15 protein-coding genes and 4 tRNA genes are annotated in these 19,696 nt (G+C 60.6%); 3 read left to right on the top strand and 16 right to left on the bottom strand.

Annotated features, from left to right (window positions below; genetic code table 11):
- Nucleotides 1–137: 137 nt before the first annotated feature.
- From asd to leuC, 5 genes are all read right to left on the bottom strand, one after another.
- Nucleotides 138–1,250: an aspartate-semialdehyde dehydrogenase gene (gene asd, locus HU765_RS24215; RefSeq protein WP_186552358.1), complete on the bottom strand. Its 1,113-nt coding sequence runs from the start codon at nt 1,248–1,250 to the stop codon at nt 138–140.
- A gap of 66 nt (nt 1,251–1,316) precedes the next feature.
- Entirely contained in the window at nt 1,317–2,399 is a 1,083-nt protein-coding gene (gene leuB / locus HU765_RS24210) for a 3-isopropylmalate dehydrogenase (RefSeq protein ID WP_186623430.1), read from the bottom strand.
- Between the two features lie 54 nt (nt 2,400–2,453).
- Nucleotides 2,454–3,221, bottom strand: coding sequence for a class I SAM-dependent methyltransferase (locus HU765_RS24205; RefSeq protein WP_186623429.1), 768 nt, complete (start codon nt 3,219–3,221; stop codon nt 2,454–2,456).
- 133 nt (nt 3,222–3,354) lie between these two features.
- Nucleotides 3,355–3,999, bottom strand: a complete 645-nt coding sequence (leuD, locus tag HU765_RS24200) for a 3-isopropylmalate dehydratase small subunit (RefSeq protein ID WP_186623428.1) — start codon at nt 3,997–3,999, stop codon at nt 3,355–3,357.
- 11 nt (nt 4,000–4,010) lie between these two features.
- Entirely contained in the window at nt 4,011–5,429 is a 1,419-nt protein-coding gene (gene leuC / locus HU765_RS24195) for a 3-isopropylmalate dehydratase large subunit (RefSeq protein WP_186552354.1), read from the bottom strand.
- 139 nt (nt 5,430–5,568) lie between these two features.
- Between leuC and HU765_RS24190 the strand changes: the two genes are divergently transcribed.
- On the top strand, nt 5,569–6,459 hold the full coding sequence (locus tag HU765_RS24190; protein ID WP_186623427.1) for a LysR family transcriptional regulator: 891 nt from the start codon (nt 5,569–5,571) through the stop codon (nt 6,457–6,459).
- A 68-nt stretch (nt 6,460–6,527) separates the two neighbouring features.
- The gene (locus HU765_RS24185) at nt 6,528–9,806 is read left to right on the top strand and encodes a PAS domain S-box protein (protein ID WP_186623426.1); all 3,279 of its coding nucleotides are present in this window, start codon (nt 6,528–6,530) and stop codon (nt 9,804–9,806) included.
- Between the two features lie 49 nt (nt 9,807–9,855).
- Here the strand turns inward: HU765_RS24185 and HU765_RS24180 are convergent, their stop codons facing one another.
- The 11 genes from HU765_RS24180 to uvrB all read right to left on the bottom strand — a co-directional run bounded on the left by HU765_RS24180 (nt 9,856) and on the right by uvrB (nt 18,050).
- Nucleotides 9,856–10,299 (bottom strand): Hsp20 family protein, encoded by a 444-nt coding sequence (locus tag HU765_RS24180; protein ID WP_186552351.1) that lies wholly within the window; start codon nt 10,297–10,299, stop codon nt 9,856–9,858.
- A gap of 119 nt (nt 10,300–10,418) precedes the next feature.
- Complete coding sequence (locus tag HU765_RS24175) at nt 10,419–11,378, bottom strand: tRNA-dihydrouridine synthase (protein WP_186552350.1); 960 nt, start codon at nt 11,376–11,378, stop codon at nt 10,419–10,421.
- 158 nt (nt 11,379–11,536) lie between these two features.
- The gene (locus HU765_RS24170; protein ID WP_186552349.1) at nt 11,537–11,986 is read right to left on the bottom strand and encodes a thioesterase family protein; all 450 of its coding nucleotides are present in this window, start codon (nt 11,984–11,986) and stop codon (nt 11,537–11,539) included.
- Nucleotides 11,987–12,032: 46 nt separating this feature from the next.
- Entirely contained in the window at nt 12,033–12,866 is an 834-nt protein-coding gene (locus tag HU765_RS24165; protein ID WP_186623425.1) for an alpha/beta fold hydrolase, read from the bottom strand.
- A gap of 30 nt (nt 12,867–12,896) precedes the next feature.
- The gene (locus tag HU765_RS24160) at nt 12,897–13,436 is read right to left on the bottom strand and encodes a TetR/AcrR family transcriptional regulator (protein WP_186623424.1); all 540 of its coding nucleotides are present in this window, start codon (nt 13,434–13,436) and stop codon (nt 12,897–12,899) included.
- A gap of 181 nt (nt 13,437–13,617) precedes the next feature.
- A tRNA-Glu gene (locus HU765_RS24155) sits at nt 13,618–13,693 on the bottom strand.
- Nucleotides 13,694–13,773: 80 nt separating this feature from the next.
- Nucleotides 13,774–13,849: transfer RNA gene (locus tag HU765_RS24150), tRNA-Ala, on the bottom strand.
- Between the two features lie 53 nt (nt 13,850–13,902).
- Nucleotides 13,903–13,978, bottom strand: a tRNA-Glu gene (locus HU765_RS24145).
- Between the two features lie 79 nt (nt 13,979–14,057).
- Nucleotides 14,058–14,133, bottom strand: a tRNA-Ala gene (locus tag HU765_RS24140).
- A gap of 201 nt (nt 14,134–14,334) precedes the next feature.
- A complete protein-coding gene (gene gltX, locus HU765_RS24135; protein ID WP_186623423.1) occupies nt 14,335–15,816 on the bottom strand; it encodes a glutamate--tRNA ligase in 1,482 nt (493 codons plus the stop codon).
- A 218-nt stretch (nt 15,817–16,034) separates the two neighbouring features.
- Nucleotides 16,035–18,050 (bottom strand): excinuclease ABC subunit UvrB, encoded by a 2,016-nt coding sequence (gene uvrB, locus HU765_RS24130; protein WP_186552477.1) that lies wholly within the window; start codon nt 18,048–18,050, stop codon nt 16,035–16,037.
- Nucleotides 18,051–18,387: 337 nt separating this feature from the next.
- On the opposite strand from uvrB, the gene HU765_RS24125 reads away from it, so the two are divergent.
- Nucleotides 18,388–19,584 carry an amino acid aminotransferase gene (locus tag HU765_RS24125; protein WP_186552476.1) on the top strand — a complete coding sequence of 399 codons (1,197 nt, stop codon included), beginning with the start codon at nt 18,388–18,390 and terminating at the stop codon, nt 19,582–19,584.
- Nucleotides 19,585–19,696 lie beyond the last annotated feature (112 nt).

Genomic DNA, 19,696 nt, shown 5'->3' with positions numbered 1-19,696 from the left:
CGCTCCCACAGGGGACCGCATTCCAATGTGGGAGCGAGCCTGCTCGCGAAGAAGGCAGCACAGACACCGGAGAAATCCATGGCATAAAAAAACCCGCACCTCTCGCAAGGCACGGGTCCTTTCACAACTTCAAGCGATCAACGCTCCAGCAGGATCCGCAGCATGCGGCGCAGCGGTTCGGCCGCGCCCCACAGCAGCTGGTCGCCGACGGTGAAGGCACCGACGAATTGCGAACCCATGTTCAGCTTGCGCAAACGGCCGACCGGTACATTCAGGGTGCCGGTGACCTTGGTCGGGCTCAGCTCCTGCATGCTGATGTCGCGGTTGTTCGGCACCAGTTTGACCCAAGGGTTGTGCTGGCTGATCAGCCCTTCGATATCGGCGATCGGTACGTCTTTGTTCAGCTTGATGGTCAGCGCCTGGCTGTGGCAACGCATGGCGCCGATGCGCACGCAGATGCCGTCGACCGGGATCGGGCTCTTGAAGCGACCGAGGATCTTGTTGGTCTCGGCCTGGGCCTTCCACTCTTCGCGACTCTGGCCGTTCGGCAGTTCCTTGTCGATCCACGGGATCAGGCTGCCGGCCAGCGGCACACCGAAGTTCTCGGTCGGGTACGCGTCGCTGCGCATGGCTTCGGCTACACGACGGTCGATGTCGAGGATCGCGCTGGCCGGGTCGGCCAGTTGATCGGCGACAGCGGCGTGGGTCGCGCCCATCTGCTTGATCAGTTCACGCATGTTCTGCGCGCCGGCACCGGAGGCCGCCTGATAAGTCATGGCGCTCATCCACTCGACCAGACCGGCTTCGAACAGACCGCCCAGGCCCATCAGCATCAGGCTGACGGTGCAGTTGCCGCCGATGTAGTTCCTGGTGCCTGCATCGAGTTGCTGATCGATGACCTTGCGGTTGACCGGATCGAGAATGATCACCGCGTCATCGTTCATGCGCAGGCTCGACGCCGCGTCGATCCAGTAACCTTGCCAGCCGGCTTCGCGCAGCTTCGGGAACACTTCGCTGGTGTAGTCGCCGCCCTGGCAGGTCAGGATCACGTCGAGGGTCTTCAGCTCGTCAATGCTGTAAGCGTCCTTGAGCGGAGCAATGTCCTTGCCCACGGACGGGCCTTGGCCACCGACATTGGACGTGGTGAAAAACACCGGCTCGATAAGATCGAAATCCTGCTCTTCCAGCATCCGCTGCATGAGCACGGAACCGACCATCCCGCGCCAACCGATCAGACCTACACGTTTCATCGCAACTACACCTTCTTGAAAAGTGGGCCGCTGCTTTGTATTGAATTTCGCAGCGGGCCCGAGAGATTACAGATTCCGCAGCGCGGCGACTACTGCGTCGCCCATTTCCTGCGTACCGACTTTGGTGCAACCGGCCGAATAAATGTCGCCCGTGCGCAGCCCTTGATCGAGCACCACGCTGACGGCTTTTTCGATGGCATCGGCGGCGTCGTGCAGATTGAAGCTGTAACGCAGCATCATCGACACCGACAGGATCGTCGCCAACGGGTTGGCGATACCTTGGCCGGCGATGTCCGGTGCAGAACCGTGGCACGGCTCGTACATGCCCTTGTTGTTGGCGTCCAGCGAAGCCGACGGCAGCATGCCGATGGAACCGGTGAGCATCGACGCTTCGTCGGACAGAATGTCGCCGAACAGGTTGTCGGTGACGATCACGTCGAACTGCTTCGGCGCGCGCACGAGTTGCATGGCGGCGTTGTCGACGTACATGTGGCTCAGTTCGACTTGCGGGTAATCCTTGGCCACCTGCTCGACCACTTCACGCCACAACTGGCTGGACGCCAGCACGTTGGCCTTGTCCACCGAGCAGAGCTTTTTGCCGCGGACCATGGCCATGTCGAAACCGACGCGGGCGATGCGACGGATCTCGCTCTCGCTGTACGGCAGAGTGTCGTAGGACTGACGCTCGCCGTTGTCCAGGGTACGGGTGCCACGCGGTGCGCCGAAGTAGATGCCACCGGTCAGTTCACGCACGATGAGGATATCCAGACCGGCAACGATTTCCGCCTTCAGGCTCGATGCCTCAGCCAGTTGCGGGTACAGAATCGCCGGGCGCAGGTTGCCGAACAGGCCCAGTTGCGCACGGATCTTCAGCAGGCCGCGTTCAGGGCGGATGTCACGCTCGATGGTGTCCCATTTCGGACCGCCGACCGCGCCCAGCAGCACGGCATCGGCAGCGCGGGCACGATCGAGGGTTTCGTCGGCCAGCGGCACGCCGTGCTTGTCGATGGCAGCGCCACCGATCACGTCGTGGCTCAGTTCGAAGCCCAGACTGTACTTGTCGTTGGCCAGCTCCAGCACCTTGACCGCTTCGGCCATGATTTCCGGGCCAATACCGTCACCTGGGAGAATCAGAATCTGCTTGCTCATGCTTTCCTCATGTCTTCAGTCGGTGCGCCCATCACGACGCGCCCGGAAAAATGCTTATCGTTCGGCCATCAGTACCAGCACATCGGTGCTGAACGAACCATCGGCCGCAATCTCGAAATATTCGCGTACTTCATCGCCCATCGAATGCTGCAACTGGCGGATCGCCACGCGCATCACCTCTGGGGTGCGCATGCGCTCGACCCAACTGCTGTATTCCAGATGCAGGCGTTGGCGCGAAGTGCTGCGCACATGCAGGCCCGCTTCGCTGACCTGGCGCAGCCATTCGGCGCCGGAGTAATTGCGCACATGACTGGTGTCACGCAGCACTTCGACGCTTTGAAGGTAAGTGTCGAACAAGGGACTGCCCGGTGACAACACGTCGACGAACGCCGCCACGCCGCCCGGTTTCAATACACGGCGCACTTCGCGCAGGGCCAGGCCGAGATCGCTCCAGTGATGCGCCGAATAACGGCTGAACACAAAATCGAACTCGCCGTCGGCGAACGGCAAGCGCTCGGCGGCGCCGTGGACCGTGACGATGTTGTTCAGGCCGCGATCAACCGCAGCAGCGGCGACCACGTCGAGCATCTGCTGCGACAGGTCATACGCCACCACTTCCCGGACCAGCGACGCCACATGAAAACTCACATGACCGGCGCCGCAACCCAGATCCAGTACCCGCGCCTCGCCCTGCCCGGCCAGCTCAGCCTGTAGCAGTGCGAATTCGCGGCCCTGAGCGTGAACGGCGCTGCTCAGGTAAGCGGCGGCCTGTTCGCCGAATTGCTTCTGGACGACCTGGGTGTGCTGGGCGGTGCTGGTCATGGGTCACATCCTGTATTTGTGTTGTATGAGCTGCCGTCTTCGCGAGCAGGCTCGCTCCCACCATTGAAATGCATTCCCTTGTGGGAGGGGGCTTGCTCCCGAAGAGGCCGGCCCTGACTAGATCAATCTCGAATCAAACGTCGCGAAACAACCACGGCTGACTCACCCGATGTTTGGCCTCAAATGTTGCAATCGCATCGCCGTCCTGCAAGGTCAGGCCGATATCGTCCAGACCGTTGAGCAGGCAATGCTTGCGAAACGCATCGATCTCGAAGCTGTACACCTTGCCATCCGGGCGGATCACGGTCTGCGCTTGCAGGTCGATCTGCAATTGATAACCCGGCTCGGCCTCAACCTGTTTAAACAGTTCATCAACTTCTGCGTCGCTGAGGATGATCGGCAGCAAGCCGTTCTTGAAACTGTTGTTGAAGAAGATGTCGGCATAGCTCGGCGCGATGATGCTGCGGAAACCGTACTCTTCCAGCGCCCACGGCGCGTGTTCACGGCTGGAGCCGCAGCCGAAGTTCTCGCGGGCCAGCAAAACGCTGGCGCCTTGATAACGCTCGGCGTTGAGGACGAAATCCTTGTTCAGTGGACGTTTGGAGTTGTCCTGATACGGCTGGCCGACATCCAGGTAACGCCATTCATCGAACAGGTTCGGACCAAAACCGGTGCGTTTGATCGACTTCAAAAACTGCTTTGGAATAATCTGGTCGGTGTCGACGTTGGCACGATCCAGAGGCGCGACAAGACCAGTGTGCTGGGTAAAAGCTTTCATGCTGCGCTCCTTCAGATCAATTCACGAACGTCGATGAAACGACCGTTCACTGCCGCCGCCGCCGCCATGGCCGGGCTGACGAGGTGGGTACGGCCACCGGCACCCTGACGGCCTTCGAAGTTACGGTTGGACGTCGAGGCGCAATGCTCGCCGGACTCCAGGCGGTCCGGGTTCATCGCCAGACACATCGAGCACCCTGGCTCACGCCATTCGAAACCGGCTTCGAGGAAAATCTTGTCCAGACCTTCGGCTTCAGCCTGGGCCTTCACCAGGCCCGAGCCCGGCACGACGATGGCCTGCTTGATGGTCGCGGCAACCTTGCGGCCCTTGGCGATCACCGCAGCGGCGCGCAAATCTTCGATCCGCGAGTTGGTGCAAGAACCGATAAATACGCGATCGAGCTGGATGTCGGTGATCGCCTGATTGGCGGTCAACCCCATGTATTTCAGGGCACGGACGATCGAGTCGCGCTTGACCAGATCCATCTCCTTGGCCGGATCCGGCACGTTCTGATCAACGGCCAACACCATCTCCGGGGAAGTGCCCCAGCTGACTTGTGGTTTGATTTGCGCCGCGTCCAGCTCAACCACCGTGTCGAATTTGGCATCGGCGTCGGAGACCAGATCTTTCCACGCTTCGACGGCCATGTCCCACTGCTCGCCTTTTGGCGCGAACGGGCGGCCCTTGACGTAGTCGATGGTCTTTTGGTCCGCCGCCACCAGGCCTACGCGGGCGCCGGCCTCAATGGACATGTTGCAGATGGTCATGCGGCCTTCGACGGACAAATCGCGAATCGCGCTGCCGGCAAATTCGATGGCGTGGCCGTTACCACCGGCGGTGCCGATCTTGCCGATCACCGCGAGGACGATGTCCTTGGCGGTCACGCCGAACGGCAATTGGCCTTCGACGCGCACCAGCATGTTTTTCATTTTCTTGGCGACCAGGCACTGGGTGGCGAGGACGTGTTCGACCTCGGAAGTGCCGATACCGTGGGCCAGCGCGCCGAATGCGCCGTGGGTCGAGGTGTGCGAGTCGCCGCAGACCACGGTCATGCCCGGCAAGGTCGCGCCCTGCTCCGGACTGATGACGTGAACGATGCCCTGGCGCACGTCGTTCATCTTGAACTCGACGATGCCGTATTCATCGCAGTTGTCATCGAGGGTCTGCACCTGCAAACGCGAAACCTGATCGGCAATGGCCTCGATGCCGCCCTTGCGCTCCGGCGTGGTCGGTACGTTGTGGTCCGGGGTCGCGATGTTGGCATCGATGCGCCAAGGCTTGCGCCCGGCCAGACGCAGGCCTTCGAAGGCCTGCGGCGAGGTCACTTCGTGGATGATGTGACGATCGATGTAGATCAGCGCAGAGCCATCGTCGCGCTGCTTGACCAAATGCGAATCCCAGAGCTTGTCGTAGAGCGTTTTGCCGGCCATCAGACGGTTCCTCATCAGCTTGTTTCTATGCCCCGGGCTTATCAATAACCCTTTGGCTTGTGAGGCCGATCCTATGGGGTTAGATTAAATAACTCAAATTCATATTTTTCATGCTTTGGATAACCAACTGGAATGCGACATGGACTTGGCTAACCTCAACGCTTTCATCGCCATCGCCGAGACCGGCAGTTTCTCCGGTGCCGGCGAGCGCCTGCACCTGACGCAACCGGCGATCAGCAAACGCATCGCCGGTCTCGAGCAGCAATTGAAGGTGCGCCTGTTCGACCGACTGGGCCGTGAAGTCGGCCTGACCGAGGCCGGCCGCGCCTTGCTACCGCGGGCTTATCAGATTCTGAATGTGCTGGACGACACGCGTCGTGCCCTGACCAATCTGACCGGCGAAGTCGGCGGCCGCCTGACGCTCGCCACCAGTCACCACATAGGCCTGCACCGCCTGCCCCCTCTATTAAGGGAATTCACCCGGCGCTATCCGAAGGTGGCGCTGGATATTCAGTTCCTCGATTCGGAAGTGGCCTACGAGGAAATTCTTCACGGCCGCGCCGAACTGGCGGTCATCACCCTCGCGCCCGAGCCCCACGCGCTGGTGCATGCGATGGCGGTGTGGGACGACCCGCTGGATTTCGTGGTCGCCCCGGAACATTCGCTGATCAATAACGGCGCCGTCAGTCTGGCCGATATTGCCGGGCATCCGGCCGTGTTCCCCGGCGGCAACACCTTTACCCACCATATTGTGCAGCGTCTGTTCGAAGCCCAGGGCCTGACGCCGAACATCGCCATGAGCACCAACTACCTGGAAACCATCAAGATGATGGTCTCGATCGGCCTGGCCTGGAGCGTGCTGCCGCGCACCATGCTCGACGATCAGGTCGCAAGTATCGCTTTGCCGGGCATACAGCTCACTCGCCAGCTAGGCTATATCCTGCACACCGAACGGACGCTGTCGAATGCGGCAAAAGCCTTTATGGCCTTGCTGGATGCGCAAATCGATCGGCCAGGGACTCCGGGCTGACTTGTGCCACGCCGGTAAACCACCGTTTTTGTGCCTAACGCCCCACATCAGCTCAAGGCCCGTGATCAATGCCGAAATCTGTTGACCGAATTCCGCCGATGCCGCGCATCCAGGCCATCGACCCGCGTCATTCCGAGCAGAGCTGGGAGAGCGCGCCGCAATTGCTCGCCGCGCTCAATGGCGCCCGGCTCGGCGCCTGGTATTGGGACATCGAGCGCGGGCAGATCAGCTGGTCGCGCGGCACGCAGGCATTGTTCGGCTTCGATCCGCGGCAACCGTTGCCGCAGGATCTGGAATACCTCGATCTGCTGCCGCCGGAAGACCGTGCGAAGACCGTTCGCGCCTTTCACGCGGTGATTGCCGGCGCGCCGCTGGAACAAGCGATGCATCATCGCATTCGCTGGCCCGACGGCAGCCTGCACTGGCTGGAGGTCAGCGGCAGCCTGCTGCCGGACAAACACGGGCGCCCGCGGATGATCGGGGTGATTCGCGAGATCACCCAACAGCGTCAACGCGAGCAAGCCCTGAGCAGTTCGGAGAAACGTTTCGCGACACTTTTTCACCTGTGCCCGAATATGGTGCTGCTGACCCGTCAGGAAGACGGCCTGATCAGCGAGGCCAATCAGTATTTCGAAAGCCTGTTCGGCTGGCCGGTGCAAAGCGCGATTGGCCGCACCACGCTGGAACTGGGCCTGTGGGTGCACCCCGAGCAACGCGGTGAACTGGTGAAAAAAACCAAGGCCAAGGGCGATCTGGTCAGCATGGAAGTGCAGTTTCGTGCCAGCAACGGCCAGGTTCACGACGGCATCCTCAGCGCTCAGAAGGTCGAGCTTGAAGGCCAGCCGTACCTGCTGAGCACGTTCCTCGACACCACCGAGCGCAAAGCCGCCGAACTCGCGCTCAAAGACAGCCAGGAACGCCTCGATCTGGCGCTGGACTCGGCACAACTGGGCACTTGGGACTGGCACATCCCCAGCGGCATGCTCTATGGCTCGGCGCGGGCGGCGCAATTGCACGGGCTGGAGCCGATTCCGTTTCATGAATCCTTCGAAGCGTTCTTCGAGGGCGTGCCGGGCGAGGAGCGCGACAGCATGCGCGATGCCTACCGCAGCCTGCGTGAAGGCCCGGCAGGCAATTATCAGCTGACGTATCGCGTGCAACTGCCGGACGGCAGCTCGCGTTATCTGGAAAGCCGCGCCCGCCTCTATCGCGATGACAAGGGCGCGCCGTTGCGCATGGCCGGCACGCTGCTGGACATCACCGATCAGGTCGAGCGCGAACAGCGCCTGGTGGCCTCGGAAGAAAAATTCGCCACGCTGTTTCAGGTCAGCCCCGATCCGATCTGCGTCACGCGCCAGGAAACCGGCGAGTTCATCGAGATCAATTCCAGCTTTACCCAGACCTTCGGCTGGAGTGCCGCCGATGTCATCGGCCACACCGCCGAAGAAATCGGCCTGTGGGACGCGTCTGCAAAAAGCCTGCAACGCATCGAGCGGGTGATCCGCGAGCAAGGCCTGAGCAATGTCGCGATCATCGTCCAGCACAAGGACGGACAGTCGCTGACCTGCGTCATTTCCAGCCGACAGATCAGCGTCGGTGATCTGCCCTGCATCGTTACCACCCTGCGCGACATCACCCAGCAACAACGCTCGGAAGCCGCGCTCAAGGCCAGCGAAGAGAAATTCGCCAAGGCCTTTCACTCCAGCCCCGACGCGATCACCATCACCGAACGCGACACCGGGCGCTACCTGGAGGTCAACGACGGGTTCTGTCGCCTCACTGGTTATCGCGCCGATGAAGTGCTGGGCAAAACCGTCTATCAGGTCGGCATCTGGGCCGAAGAAAAACAGCGCTCGGCCTTGCTCGCCGAATTGCAGATCAAGGGCCGCGTGCACCATCAGGAAATGCTCGGGCGCAACAAGCGTGGCGAACGGCTGACGGTGGAGGTCTCGGTCGAGCCGATCACGCTCAATGAAACCGCGTGCCTGTTGCTGACGGCACGGGACGTCAGCCTGCTGAAAAACGCCGAAGCGCAGATTCGCCACCTCGCTTACCACGACCCGTTGACCAACCTGCCCAACCGCGCGCTGCTGATGGATCGCCTGAGCCAGCAGATTGCCTTGCTCAAGCGCCACAATTTGCGCGGGGCCTTGCTGTTCCTCGACCTCGATCATTTCAAGCACATCAACGACTCGCTCGGCCACCCGGTGGGCGACACGGTGCTGAAGATCATCACCGCGCGGCTCGAAGCCAGCGTGCGCATGGAAGACACCGTGGCGCGCCTGGGCGGTGACGAATTCGTCGTTTTGCTCAGCGGCCTGGAAGGCTCGCGCCATGAAGTCAGCACGCAGGTTCGTGCATTGGCCGACACCCTGCGCGAGCTGCTCTCCGAGCCGATGTTCCTCGATGGCCAGCGTTTGCAAGTGACGCCGAGCATCGGCGTGGCGCTGATCCCCGACCACGGCTCGACCCCGACTGACTTGCTCAAGCGCGCCGACATCGCCCTGTACCGGGCCAAGGATTCCGGGCGCAACACCACGCAGATGTATCACAACACCATGCAGAAAGCGGCCAGCGAAAGGCTGCGCATGGAGACCGATCTGCGCCTGGCGTTATCGCGCGGTGAATTCAATGTGCACTTCCAGCCGCAGGTCGACGCTCGGGATAACCGCATCATTGGCGCCGAAGCACTGGTGCGCTGGAACCACCCGGAACTCGGCGCGCAGTCGCCCACCGAATTCATCAAGGTGCTGGAGGACAGCGGCCTGATTCTGGAGGTCGGCACGTGGATTCTCGATGAAGCCTGCGAGGCGTTCAAACAGCTGATCGCGCTGCAATTGGTCGATCCGTTGAATTTCAGCCTGTGCGTGAATATCAGCCCGCGACAGTTCCGTCAGAACGATTTCGTCGAGCGTATCGAACACAGCATGAGCAGCCACGGCCTGCCCTGCTCGCTGCTGAAACTGGAGATCACCGAAGGCATCGTCATTCAGAATCTGGGCGACACCATCGGCAAAATGCGCCGCTTGAAGAAACTCGGCGTCAGCTTCGCCATGGATGATTTCGGCACCGGCTATTCGTCGTTGACTTATCTGAAGCGCTTACCGGTGGACACGTTGAAAATCGACCAGTCGTTTATTCGCGACGCGACCACCGACTCCAATGTTGCGGAGATCATTCGCGCGATTGTCGCCATGGCGCGCAGCCTGGAGCTGGAAGTGATTGCCGAGGGGGTGGAGACACCCGAACAGCTGGCGTTTTTACAGGGTCTGGGCTGCCATTTGTATCAGGGCTACCTGCACAGCCGGCCGGTGGCGCTGGAGGACTTGAAAGCATTGCTTAAATAACAGGCACAAAAAAGGGCGCCATTACTGGCGCCCTTCTTCTTGCCCCGCGTTATTGCAGAACCGCCTGCTGCGCTCCATTGATCGGGATGCGCTTGGCTTTCGCTTCTTCCGGAACCACTCGCAACAGGTCGATGCTCAGCAGACCGTTGCGCAGGTCGGCGGCCTTGATCTCGATGTGATCGGCCAGACGGAAAGACAGCTTGAAGGCTCGCTGCGCGATGCCCTGATGCAGGAACGTGACGTTCTCGTCAGTGTCACGCTTGCCACCACTGATGGTCAGCACGCCTTTCTCGACTTGCAGGTCCAGGTCATCTTCCTGGAAGCCAGCGGCCGCGACGACGATACGGTATTGGTCATCACCGTGTTTTTCGACGTTGTAAGGAGGATAGCTGCTGCCTGGCTCGTTGCGCAGGGCGGTTTCGAACAGGTCGTTGAAACGGTCGAAACCTACCGAGGAACGGAACAGTGGCGCGAGAGAAAATGCAGTACTCATGATTCAAATCTCCTGAAAACAATCAGCAAGGTTTTGTGTCTCCGCGACCCGAATTCGGCATCGCGTAACCCTTAGATAGGGACCGCTGTTTTGATTTCAAGAGATTTTTTTCAGATTTTTCAGGCGGCGTCGACGAGCGGCAATCCAAGTAAACGCGAGACGTGATCAGGCTCGGTTTCGCGGCGCAGAACGCTGAAAAGCTCGGTGGCTTCGGGATAATTACGCGTCAGCATGGCCAGCCATTGCTTGAGGCGACCGGGCGATTGACGCGCGGTCATCTGCGCTTTGGCCTGCAGCCAGAAATCCTGAATCAAAGGCATCAGTTCGGCCCAGGTCATCTCGACGACCTCTTCTCCGGCGCGGGCCGCAGCGATCTGGCGGGCCAGATCCGGGCGCGAGACCAGACCTCGGCCGAGCATGATGTCTTCCACGCCGCTGATCTCGCGGCAACGACGCCAGTCCTCGACACTCCAGATATCGCCGTTGGCGAACACCGGCACCTTGACCACGTCCTGCACACGCGGGATCCACTCCCAATGAGCGGGTGGTTTGTAGCCGTCCACTTTGGTCCGCGCATGGACCACGATGTGCTCGGCGCCACCTTCGGCCAGGGCCGTGGCGCAGACGAGCGAGCCGTCCGGACTGTCGAAACCCAAGCGCATTTTCGCGGTGACAGGTATGTGCGCAGGCACGGCGCGACGGACGTGCTCGACGATCTGGTTGAGCAGCTCCGGCTCCTTGAGCAGCACCGCACCGCCACGAGACTTGTTGACGGTCTTGGCCGGGCAGCCGAAATTCAGGTCGATGACTTCCGAGCCAAGTTCGCAGGCCAGCGCAGCGTTTTCCGCCAGACACACCGGATCGGACCCCAGCAATTGCACGCGCAATGGCACACCGGATGCGGTGCGGGCGCCATTGAGCAGCTCCGGGCCGAACTTGTGGAAATACGCCGGCGTGAGTAACTGATCGTTGACCCGAATAAATTCGGTCACGCACCAGTCAATGCCGCCAACGCGGGTCAGCACGTCGCGAAGGATGTCGTCGACCAACCCTTCCATGGGCGCCAGAGCAATTTGCATGCGAAAACACTACTTGAAGAAAAACGTGCGGCAGTTTACTGGATATCGCAGTAACCCGCAGATCCCTTGTAGGAGTGAGCCTGCTCGCGATCGCGGTGTATCTGCCACATATGCAACGACTGACACACCGCGATCGCGAGCAGGCTCACTCCTACAATTTAGATTTGAGCTGTATCCGGGAGCTGGATCGCCGGACCATAGCCTTCGATAAACTCCGCCGGCATGCGCTTGGGCTTGCCGGTCGAGAGTTCGATGCAGACGAAAGTGGTCTGGGCGCGCAGCAGCGTGGCGTTGTCGCTCGGACGCTTGAGCTGGAAATGCCGGGTCATTTTCAGGCGCTGATCCCAGTCGACGATCCAGGTCGCCAACTGCAGCTCGTCGCCTTCGTAGGCCGCGGCCAGATAATCGATCTCATGACGCACCACGGCCATCGCCCGATCCAGTCGCCGATACTCGACCAGATCCAGCCCCAGACGCTGCGAATGGCGCCAGGCGCAGCGTTCAAGCCAGGTCACGTAGACCGCGTTGTTCGCATGGCCCAGCCCGTCGATATCCTCGGCGCCCACTTGCAGATCAATGGTAAACGGCGTTGCCCGATCCCAGCCCATGCCCCACTCCCGGTCATTTGATTCAACCGGGGCAGTGTAACGGAGCTCACGCCGATTGGCGCGCCTGAAGGCTGCGACCGGCCAGCAGTGATAACACGCCATCAATCACTCGCGGGTCGGCAAGTACGCGCTGATGACCGCCGCCCTCGAGGCACAGCAAGCGGCTGTCGAACCAGGCTTCATGAATCAATTGCGACTCCTTGACCGAGACGAAATTGTCGTCCTCGGCATGGACAATCAGGCCGGGCATGTCGAGCTGATAATGCACGACATCCAACGTGGCCGCGCGCATGCCGACATCCTGCTCGACCTGGCGAATGAAGGCGGAACGGGCTCTGGGCGGCATGCCGACGTGACGGGCGAAACCGCGCAGCACGCCAAGGATTCGCGACGGCGCGGCGATACTGACGAGGGTTTCGGTGCGCAGGCCCAACTGCACGGCGAGCATCGCGCTGGCACCGCCCATGGAGTGGCCGATGACGGCTTGCAGGGGTGGCAATTCGGCAGCCGCTTCGAGCATGGCGCGGGCGAACAGCACCACATTGGCTTCTCGCCCGGGCGAACGACCGTGAGCCGGGCCATCGAGCGCGACGACGGTATAGCCGGCGTCGACCAGAGCGTTGATCAGCGAAGCGAATTGCGTCGGCCGCCCTTCCCAGCCGTGCATCAGCAACACCGTGGGGCCTTGACCCCAGCGCAGCGCCGACAGGCCAAAACGCAAAGTGATGCGCTCGGAACTGGCCAGCAATGGCAGCTCCCAGTCACGCAGCGGCAGCGCACGCGGCGTCATGAACGCCAGACGCATTTTGCTTGCCACCAGTTTCGGTGCAAACCAGCCCAAGGTGCCGTTAACGCCACGAATCCACTTCAACGTGTTCATCGCTCTCTCCTCAGGCGTGCCGCCTTCAGGTCAACGCACCGCCGACTTGGCGGCGCGCAGCAATCGATCGGATAACTCGCCCGGGCCCAACGCTCTTGCCAGCGCCAGACCACCTACCATCAGCGCGACATCGGCCAGCGCCTTGTCGGTGTCTTCAGGACTGGCCGCCAGTTGCGCCACCATCAACTCCATGTGCTCGTTCAGCGCCAGACGGAACGACTCCGGCAAACGCCCCAGCTCACCGATCGAAGCCGGAATCGGGCAAGCCGCCTCGCTGGAGTCGCGGTGTTTGCGCGACAGGTAGAAGGCAGCGACCAGGGCGCGACGCTCTTCACCGGTCAGTTCGGCATCCATGTCGGCAATCAGGTCGCGACGCCGGCCCAGCAGTTGTTTGAACGCTTCGAGCATCATCGCGTCCTTGCTTTCGAAGTGCGCATAGAAGCCGCCCACGGTGAGGCCGGCCGCGCCCATCACTTCACCCACGCTCGGGTCTGCCGGGCCACGCTGAATCAGGGCGGCGCTGGCAGCCTTGAGGATGCGTTCGCGGGTTTGAGCTTTTTTATCGTTCATCGTTGCCTCCGAATATTACGACTAGAATATTATTCGCATAATAATATTCCGCAAGTCAAGAATATGACCGCTGGTCTGAAGCACAGTGTAGGGAGAAAGGAGAATCGGCCAAACGCCAGACAAACAAAAGGGCCATTCAATAATTGAATGACCCTTATAAATCCCGCAGAGCGGGTAATCGTGGCGTCCCCTAGGGGACTCGAACCCCTGTTACCGCCGTGAAAGGGCGGTGTCCTAGGCCACTAGACGAAGGGGACACAAACCCTTCTATACAACTGATCAGTGCTGAGTGCTGATCGCTTCAAGGCCGGTGTGGCCAGACCTTGAATTGTAAAATTGGTGGAGCTAAGCGGGATCGAACCGCTGACCTCCTGCATGCCATGCAGGCGCTCTCCCAGCTGAGCTATAGCCCCGGATTTTTCGCCTCGCGGCGGAGTGAAGTCTTGCAACATCACTTCTGTAAAACTGGCGTCCCCTAGGGGACTCGAACCCCTGTTACCGCCGTGAAAGGGCGGTGTCCTAGGCCACTAGACGAAGGGGACGCAAACCCTTCTATACAACTGATCAACGCTGAGTGTTGATCGCTTCAAGGCCGGTGTGGCCAGGCCTTGAAGTGTAAATTGGTGGAGCTAGACGGGATCGAACCGTCGACCTCTTGCATGCCATGCAAGCGCTCTCCCAGCTGAGCTATAGCCCCTCATCGTTGATGTCATCGCTGAGGACGGGGCGAATCTTAAGGGCGTATCAAAAGTCTGTCAAACTTATTTTTGAAAAATTTCAAAGTTTTTTGTCGGGATTACAATCACTTACCGCCCTCCCCCGTAAATTCGGGAGAAACGCCGAACGCAGGATCAAAAGATCGCAGCCTTCGGCAGCCCCTACAGAGACACAAAAGCCATCAGGCGATAGCGCCCAAGAGTTTTTCCCATTCCTTGTTTTCTTTCTTCGACACGCCGCCCAGCAGGTCAATCGCCTGACGCAAGCGGAAACGGGTGAGATCCGGGCCGAGAATTTCCATCGCGTCGAGCACCGACACCGAGCTTGCCTGGCCGGTGATCGCGGCGAACATCAGCGGCATCGCATCGCGCAGTTTCAGCTCCAGGGATTCGACCACCGCCTGAATCGTCGCGGTGATGTTGTCCTTTTCCCACTGACGCAGGCTTTCCAGCTTCCACAGGATCAACTGCATCAACTGACGAACCTGATCGCCCGAGAGCTTTTTCGATTCAAACAGCTTGGCGTCCGGGTTGACGCCACCGGCAAAGAAGAACCCGGCCAACGGCGCGACCTGGCTGAACGTCTCGACGCGGCCCTGTACGTGCGGGGCGATTTTCATCATGTAGTCGGCATTGAATGCCCATTTCTGCACGCGTGCGGCAAACTCTTCGACCGGCAGGTCGCGCAGCCACTGGCCGTTGAGCCACGACAGCTTCTCGATGTCGAAAATCGGCCCGCCGAGGGAGACACGCTTGAGGTCGAAGTTGTCGACCATTTCCTGCAGCGAGAACTTCTCGCGCTCGTCCGGCATCGACCAGCCCATGCGCCCCAGGTAGTTGAGCATCGCTTCGGGCATGAAACCCATACGCTCGTAAAACGTCACCGAGGTCGGGTTCTTGCGCTTGGACAGCTTGCTCTTGTCCGGGTTACGCAGCAGTGGCATGTAGCACAGCTCCGGTTGTTCCCAGCCGAAGTATTCGTACAAAAGAATCAGTTTCGGTGCCGATGGCAGCCATTCTTCGCCGCGCAGGACGTGGGTGATGCCCATCAGGTGGTCGTCGACCACGTTGGCGAGGAAGTACGTCGGCAGGCCGTCGGTCTTCATCAATACCTGCATGTCCATGCGATCCCACGGGATCTCGACATCGCCACGCAGCATGTCCGGCACCACGCAAACGCCCTCGCTTGGCACTTTCATGCGGATCACGTGGGGTTCGCCGGCAGCCAGACGGGCAGCGACTTCTTCCTTCGACAACAGCAGCGCGCGGCCGTCGTAGCGCGGGGTTTCGCCGCGAGCCATTTGCTCGGCGCGCATCTGATCGAGTTCTTCAGCAGTGCAGAAGCATGGGAACGCGTGGCCCATGTCGACCAGTTGCTGGCAGTATTTCTGGTAGATGTCGCCGCGTTCGCTCTGCCGGTACGGGCCGTGCGGGCCGCCGACGTCCGGGCCTTCGCTCCAGTCGATGCCGAGCCAGCGCAGCGCGTCGAAAATCTGCTGTTCGGACTCGCGGGTCGAACGCAACTGGTCGGTGTCTTCGATGCGCAGGATGAACTCACCGCCATGCTGCTTGGCAAAGCAGTAGTTGAACAATGCGATGTAAGCGGTACCTACGTGGGGGTCCCCGGTAGGCGATGGCGCGATGCGAGTGCGGACGGTGGTCATGGCATGTCTCGAAAAAATGAAGAGCAGAACAATCAAGCGGCGAATGGTAACAGGCGAGACCTGCCCGGCTCCAGCGGGCAGGGTATTTAAGCCAGACATGGGTCGCCGCTCTACCGAGTCGCCGCCATTCGCGAGCAGGCTCGCTCCCACAGGGCCTGCGCAGATTGCCCTTGTGGGAGCGAGCTTGCTCGCGAAGGCGCCGGGTCAAACGACGCAGATCAAACGGTCAGCAATCGTTCGCGCAGTTTGGCAATCTCATCACGCATCTGCGCCGCTGCCTCAAATTCCAGATCGCGCGCCAGTTGATACATTTTCTCTTCCAGCGCACGAATGCGTTTGGCGATTTCGCTCGGCGAACGCAGCTCGGCTTCGTACTTGGCGTTTTCTTCGGCAGCCTTGGCCATGCCTTTGCGCTTCTTGCTGCGCGACCCCGGCACGGTGGCGCCTTCCATGATATCGGCGACGTCCTTGAACACGCCTTTCGGGGTGATGCCGTGTTCGAGGTTAAAGGCGATTTGCTTCTCGCGACGGCGCTCGGTCTCGCCAATCGCGCGCTCCATCGAGCCGGTCATGCGATCGGCATACAGAATCGCCCGACCATTGAGGTTACGCGCGGCACGGCCGATGGTCTGAATCAATGAACGCTCGGAACGCAGAAACCCTTCCTTGTCCGCATCGAGAATCGCCACCAGCGACACTTCCGGCATGTCCAGGCCTTCACGCAGCAAGTTGATCCCCACCAGTACGTCGAACGTGCCCAGGCGCAGATCGCGGATGATCTCGACGCGCTCGACCGTGTCGATGTCCGAGTGCAGATAACGTACGCGCACGCCGTGGTCGGCGAGATAATCAGTGAGGTCTTCGGCCATGCGCTTGGTCAGCGTGGTCACCAGCACGCGCTCTTCGATCGCCACCCGCTTGGTGATTTCCGAGAGCAAGTCGTCGACCTGAGTCAGCGCCGGCCGCACTTCGATCTGCGGATCGACCAGCCCGGTCGGCCGCACCACTTGCTCGACCACGCGCCCGGCGTGTTCGGCTTCGTAGTTGCCGGGCGTCGCCGAGACGAAAATGGTCTGTGGGCTGACCCCTTCCCATTCGTCGAAACGCATGGGCCGGTTGTCCAGCGCCGACGGCAAGCGGAAGCCGTATTCGACCAGCGTCTCCTTGCGCGACCGGTCGCCCTTATACATGGCGCCAACCTGCGGCACGCTGACGTGGGATTCGTCGATGACCAGCAAGGCGTCCGCCGGCAGGTAATCGTAAAGGGTTGGCGGCGCAGCGCCGGACGGGCGCCCGGACAGATAACGCGAGTAGTTTTCGATGCCATTGCAGTAGCCCAGTTCGAGGATCATCTCCAGATCGAAACGGGTGCGTTGCTCCAGGCGCTGGGCCTCCACTAGTTTATTGTTGCTGCGCAGGTATTCGAGACGCTCCTGCAACTCGACCTTGATCCCTTCGATGGCGTCGAGCAGGGTTTCCCGCGGCGTCACATAGTGGCTCTTCGGATAGAAGGTGAAGCGCGGCATTTTGCGGATGACTTCGCCGGTCAGCGGGTCGAACGCGGAAATGCTCTCTACCTCGTCATCGAACAACTCGATGCGGATCGCTTCCAGGTCGGATTCCGCCGGGTAGATGTCGATCACATCGCCACGTACGCGGAAGGTCGCACGGGCAAAGTCCATGTCGTTGCGGGTGTATTGCAGGTCAGCCAGCCGGCGCAGCAGCGCACGCTGATCGAGCTTGTCGCCGCGGTCGACGTGCAAGACCATCTTCAAGTAGGTTTCCGGACTGCCCAGACCGTAGATGCACGACACCGTCGTGACGATGATCGCGTCTTTGCGCTCCAGCAACGCCTTGGTCGCGGACAGACGCATCTGCTCGATGTGGTCGTTGATCGACGCATCCTTCTCGATGAAGGTGTCGGATGACGGCACATAAGCTTCGGGCTGGTAATAGTCGTAATAGGAAACGAAGTATTCGACGGCGTTGTTGGGAAAGAATGCCTTGAACTCGCCATACAACTGCGCGGCGAGAGTCTTGTTCGGCGCCAACACCAGCGTCGGACGCTGTACCTGTGAGATGACGTTGGCGATGCTGAAGGTCTTGCCCGAACCGGTCACACCAAGCAGCGTCTGGTGCGCCAGCCCGGCTTCAATACCTTCAACCAACTGGCGAATGGCTTCCGGCTGATCGCCGGCGGGATCGAAGCGGGTGACTAGCTGGAATTCCGACATACACACCTCTGGAATCGCGGCGTTCCGCCTCAGACGGAGCACCACGAGGACGACCGCAAACGACCGATGTCGCGCAAGAAAAAACCTGGATTGTGCTTAATGTGGTGGCGATTGCCCGGCCTTTCAAGGCAAACGTCCTACATCCGGTAAAGACTCTGACAAAGACAATCGACTAACGGTCAAGAAATAATCGGAAAAACTTACCGTAAAAGCCGATTCGCCTGTCGCCATTGCGCGGTGATGGCCTCTATACTAGCTCCCCGTTTGTGCACCGCTCTAGTGCATTCGGCTGGAGCGCGACACGTCCCTCCACTCTCCATTCAGAGCCGCCGTAATAATGAGCCTGTTCTCCGCTGTCGAAATGGCACCCCGCGATCCAATCCTGGGCCTCAACGAAGCATTCAACGCCGATACCCGGACCACCAAGGTCAATCTGGGCGTGGGTGTTTACTGCAACGAAGAGGGGCGAATTCCACTGCTGCGCGCGGTGATCGAAGCCGAGGCGATTCGCGTCGCTCAACACGCTTCGCGCGGCTACCTGCCGATCGACGGCATCGCCGCCTACGATCAGGCCGTGCAAAAGCTGCTGTTTGGCAACGACTCGCCGCTGATCAGCGCCGGTCGGGTCATCACCACTCAGGCAGTCGGCGGGACCGGCGCACTGAAAATCGGTGCCGACTTCCTCAAGCAGCTGCTGCCCGACGCCGTGGTCGCGATCAGTGACCCGAGCTGGGAAAACCATCGCGCACTGTTCGAAACCGCTGGTTTCCCGGTGCAGAACTACCGCTACTACGACGCGGCCACCCACGACGTCAACCGTGCCGGCATGCTCGACGACCTCAACGCCCTGCCGAACGGCTCGGTCGTTGTTCTGCACGCTTGCTGCCACAACCCGACTGGCGTCGACCTGACCCCGGCGGACTGGAACAAGGTGCTGGAAGTGGTCAAGACCAAAGGTCACGTGCCGTTCCTCGACATGGCTTATCAGGGCTTTGGCGACGGCATCGACGAAGACGCTGCGGCCGTGCGCCTGTTCGCGGAATCCGGCCTGACTTTCTTCGTCTCGAGTTCGTTCTCCAAATCATTCTCGCTCTACGGCGAGCGTGTGGGCGCGTTGTCGATCATCAGCGAGTCGAAAGAAGAAAGCGCACGTGTGCTGTCGCAGGTCAAACGCGTGATCCGCACCAACTACTCCAACCCGCCGACCCACGGCGCCAGCATCGTTGCCGCCGTGCTGAACAGCCCGGAACTGCGCGCACAGTGGGAAGCGGAACTGGCCGAGATGCGCCTGCGCATTCGTGGCATGCGCACGCAGATGGTCGATCTGCTGGCGGAGAAAGCGCCGGGCCGCGACTTCAGCTTCGTCGGTCGCCAGCGTGGCATGTTCTCCTACTCCGGCCTGACCACTGAACAGGTGCATCGCCTGCGCAACGAGTTCGGCATCTATGCCCTGGACACCGGTCGCATCTGCGTGGCGGCGCTGAACCAGAGCAACATCAAGGCCGTGACGGATGCGATTGTTCAGGTCATCTGATTTCGCGGCGTGATGAAAAACGGGAAGCCTTGATGGCTTCCCGTTTTTTATTTGTGTCTGGAAACGTCCCACAACCTCTAGACTGCACAGAGCTTTAACTGTGGGAGCGGGC

The sequence above is a fragment of the Pseudomonas sp. SWRI81 genome (genome assembly GCF_014268545.1).
In the GTDB taxonomy this organism is placed as follows: Bacteria; Pseudomonadota; Gammaproteobacteria; order Pseudomonadales; family Pseudomonadaceae; genus Aquipseudomonas; species Aquipseudomonas hamedanensis.
Note: the sequence above shows the minus strand (reverse complement) of the source record. Positions and strands in the feature narration are given on the sequence as shown.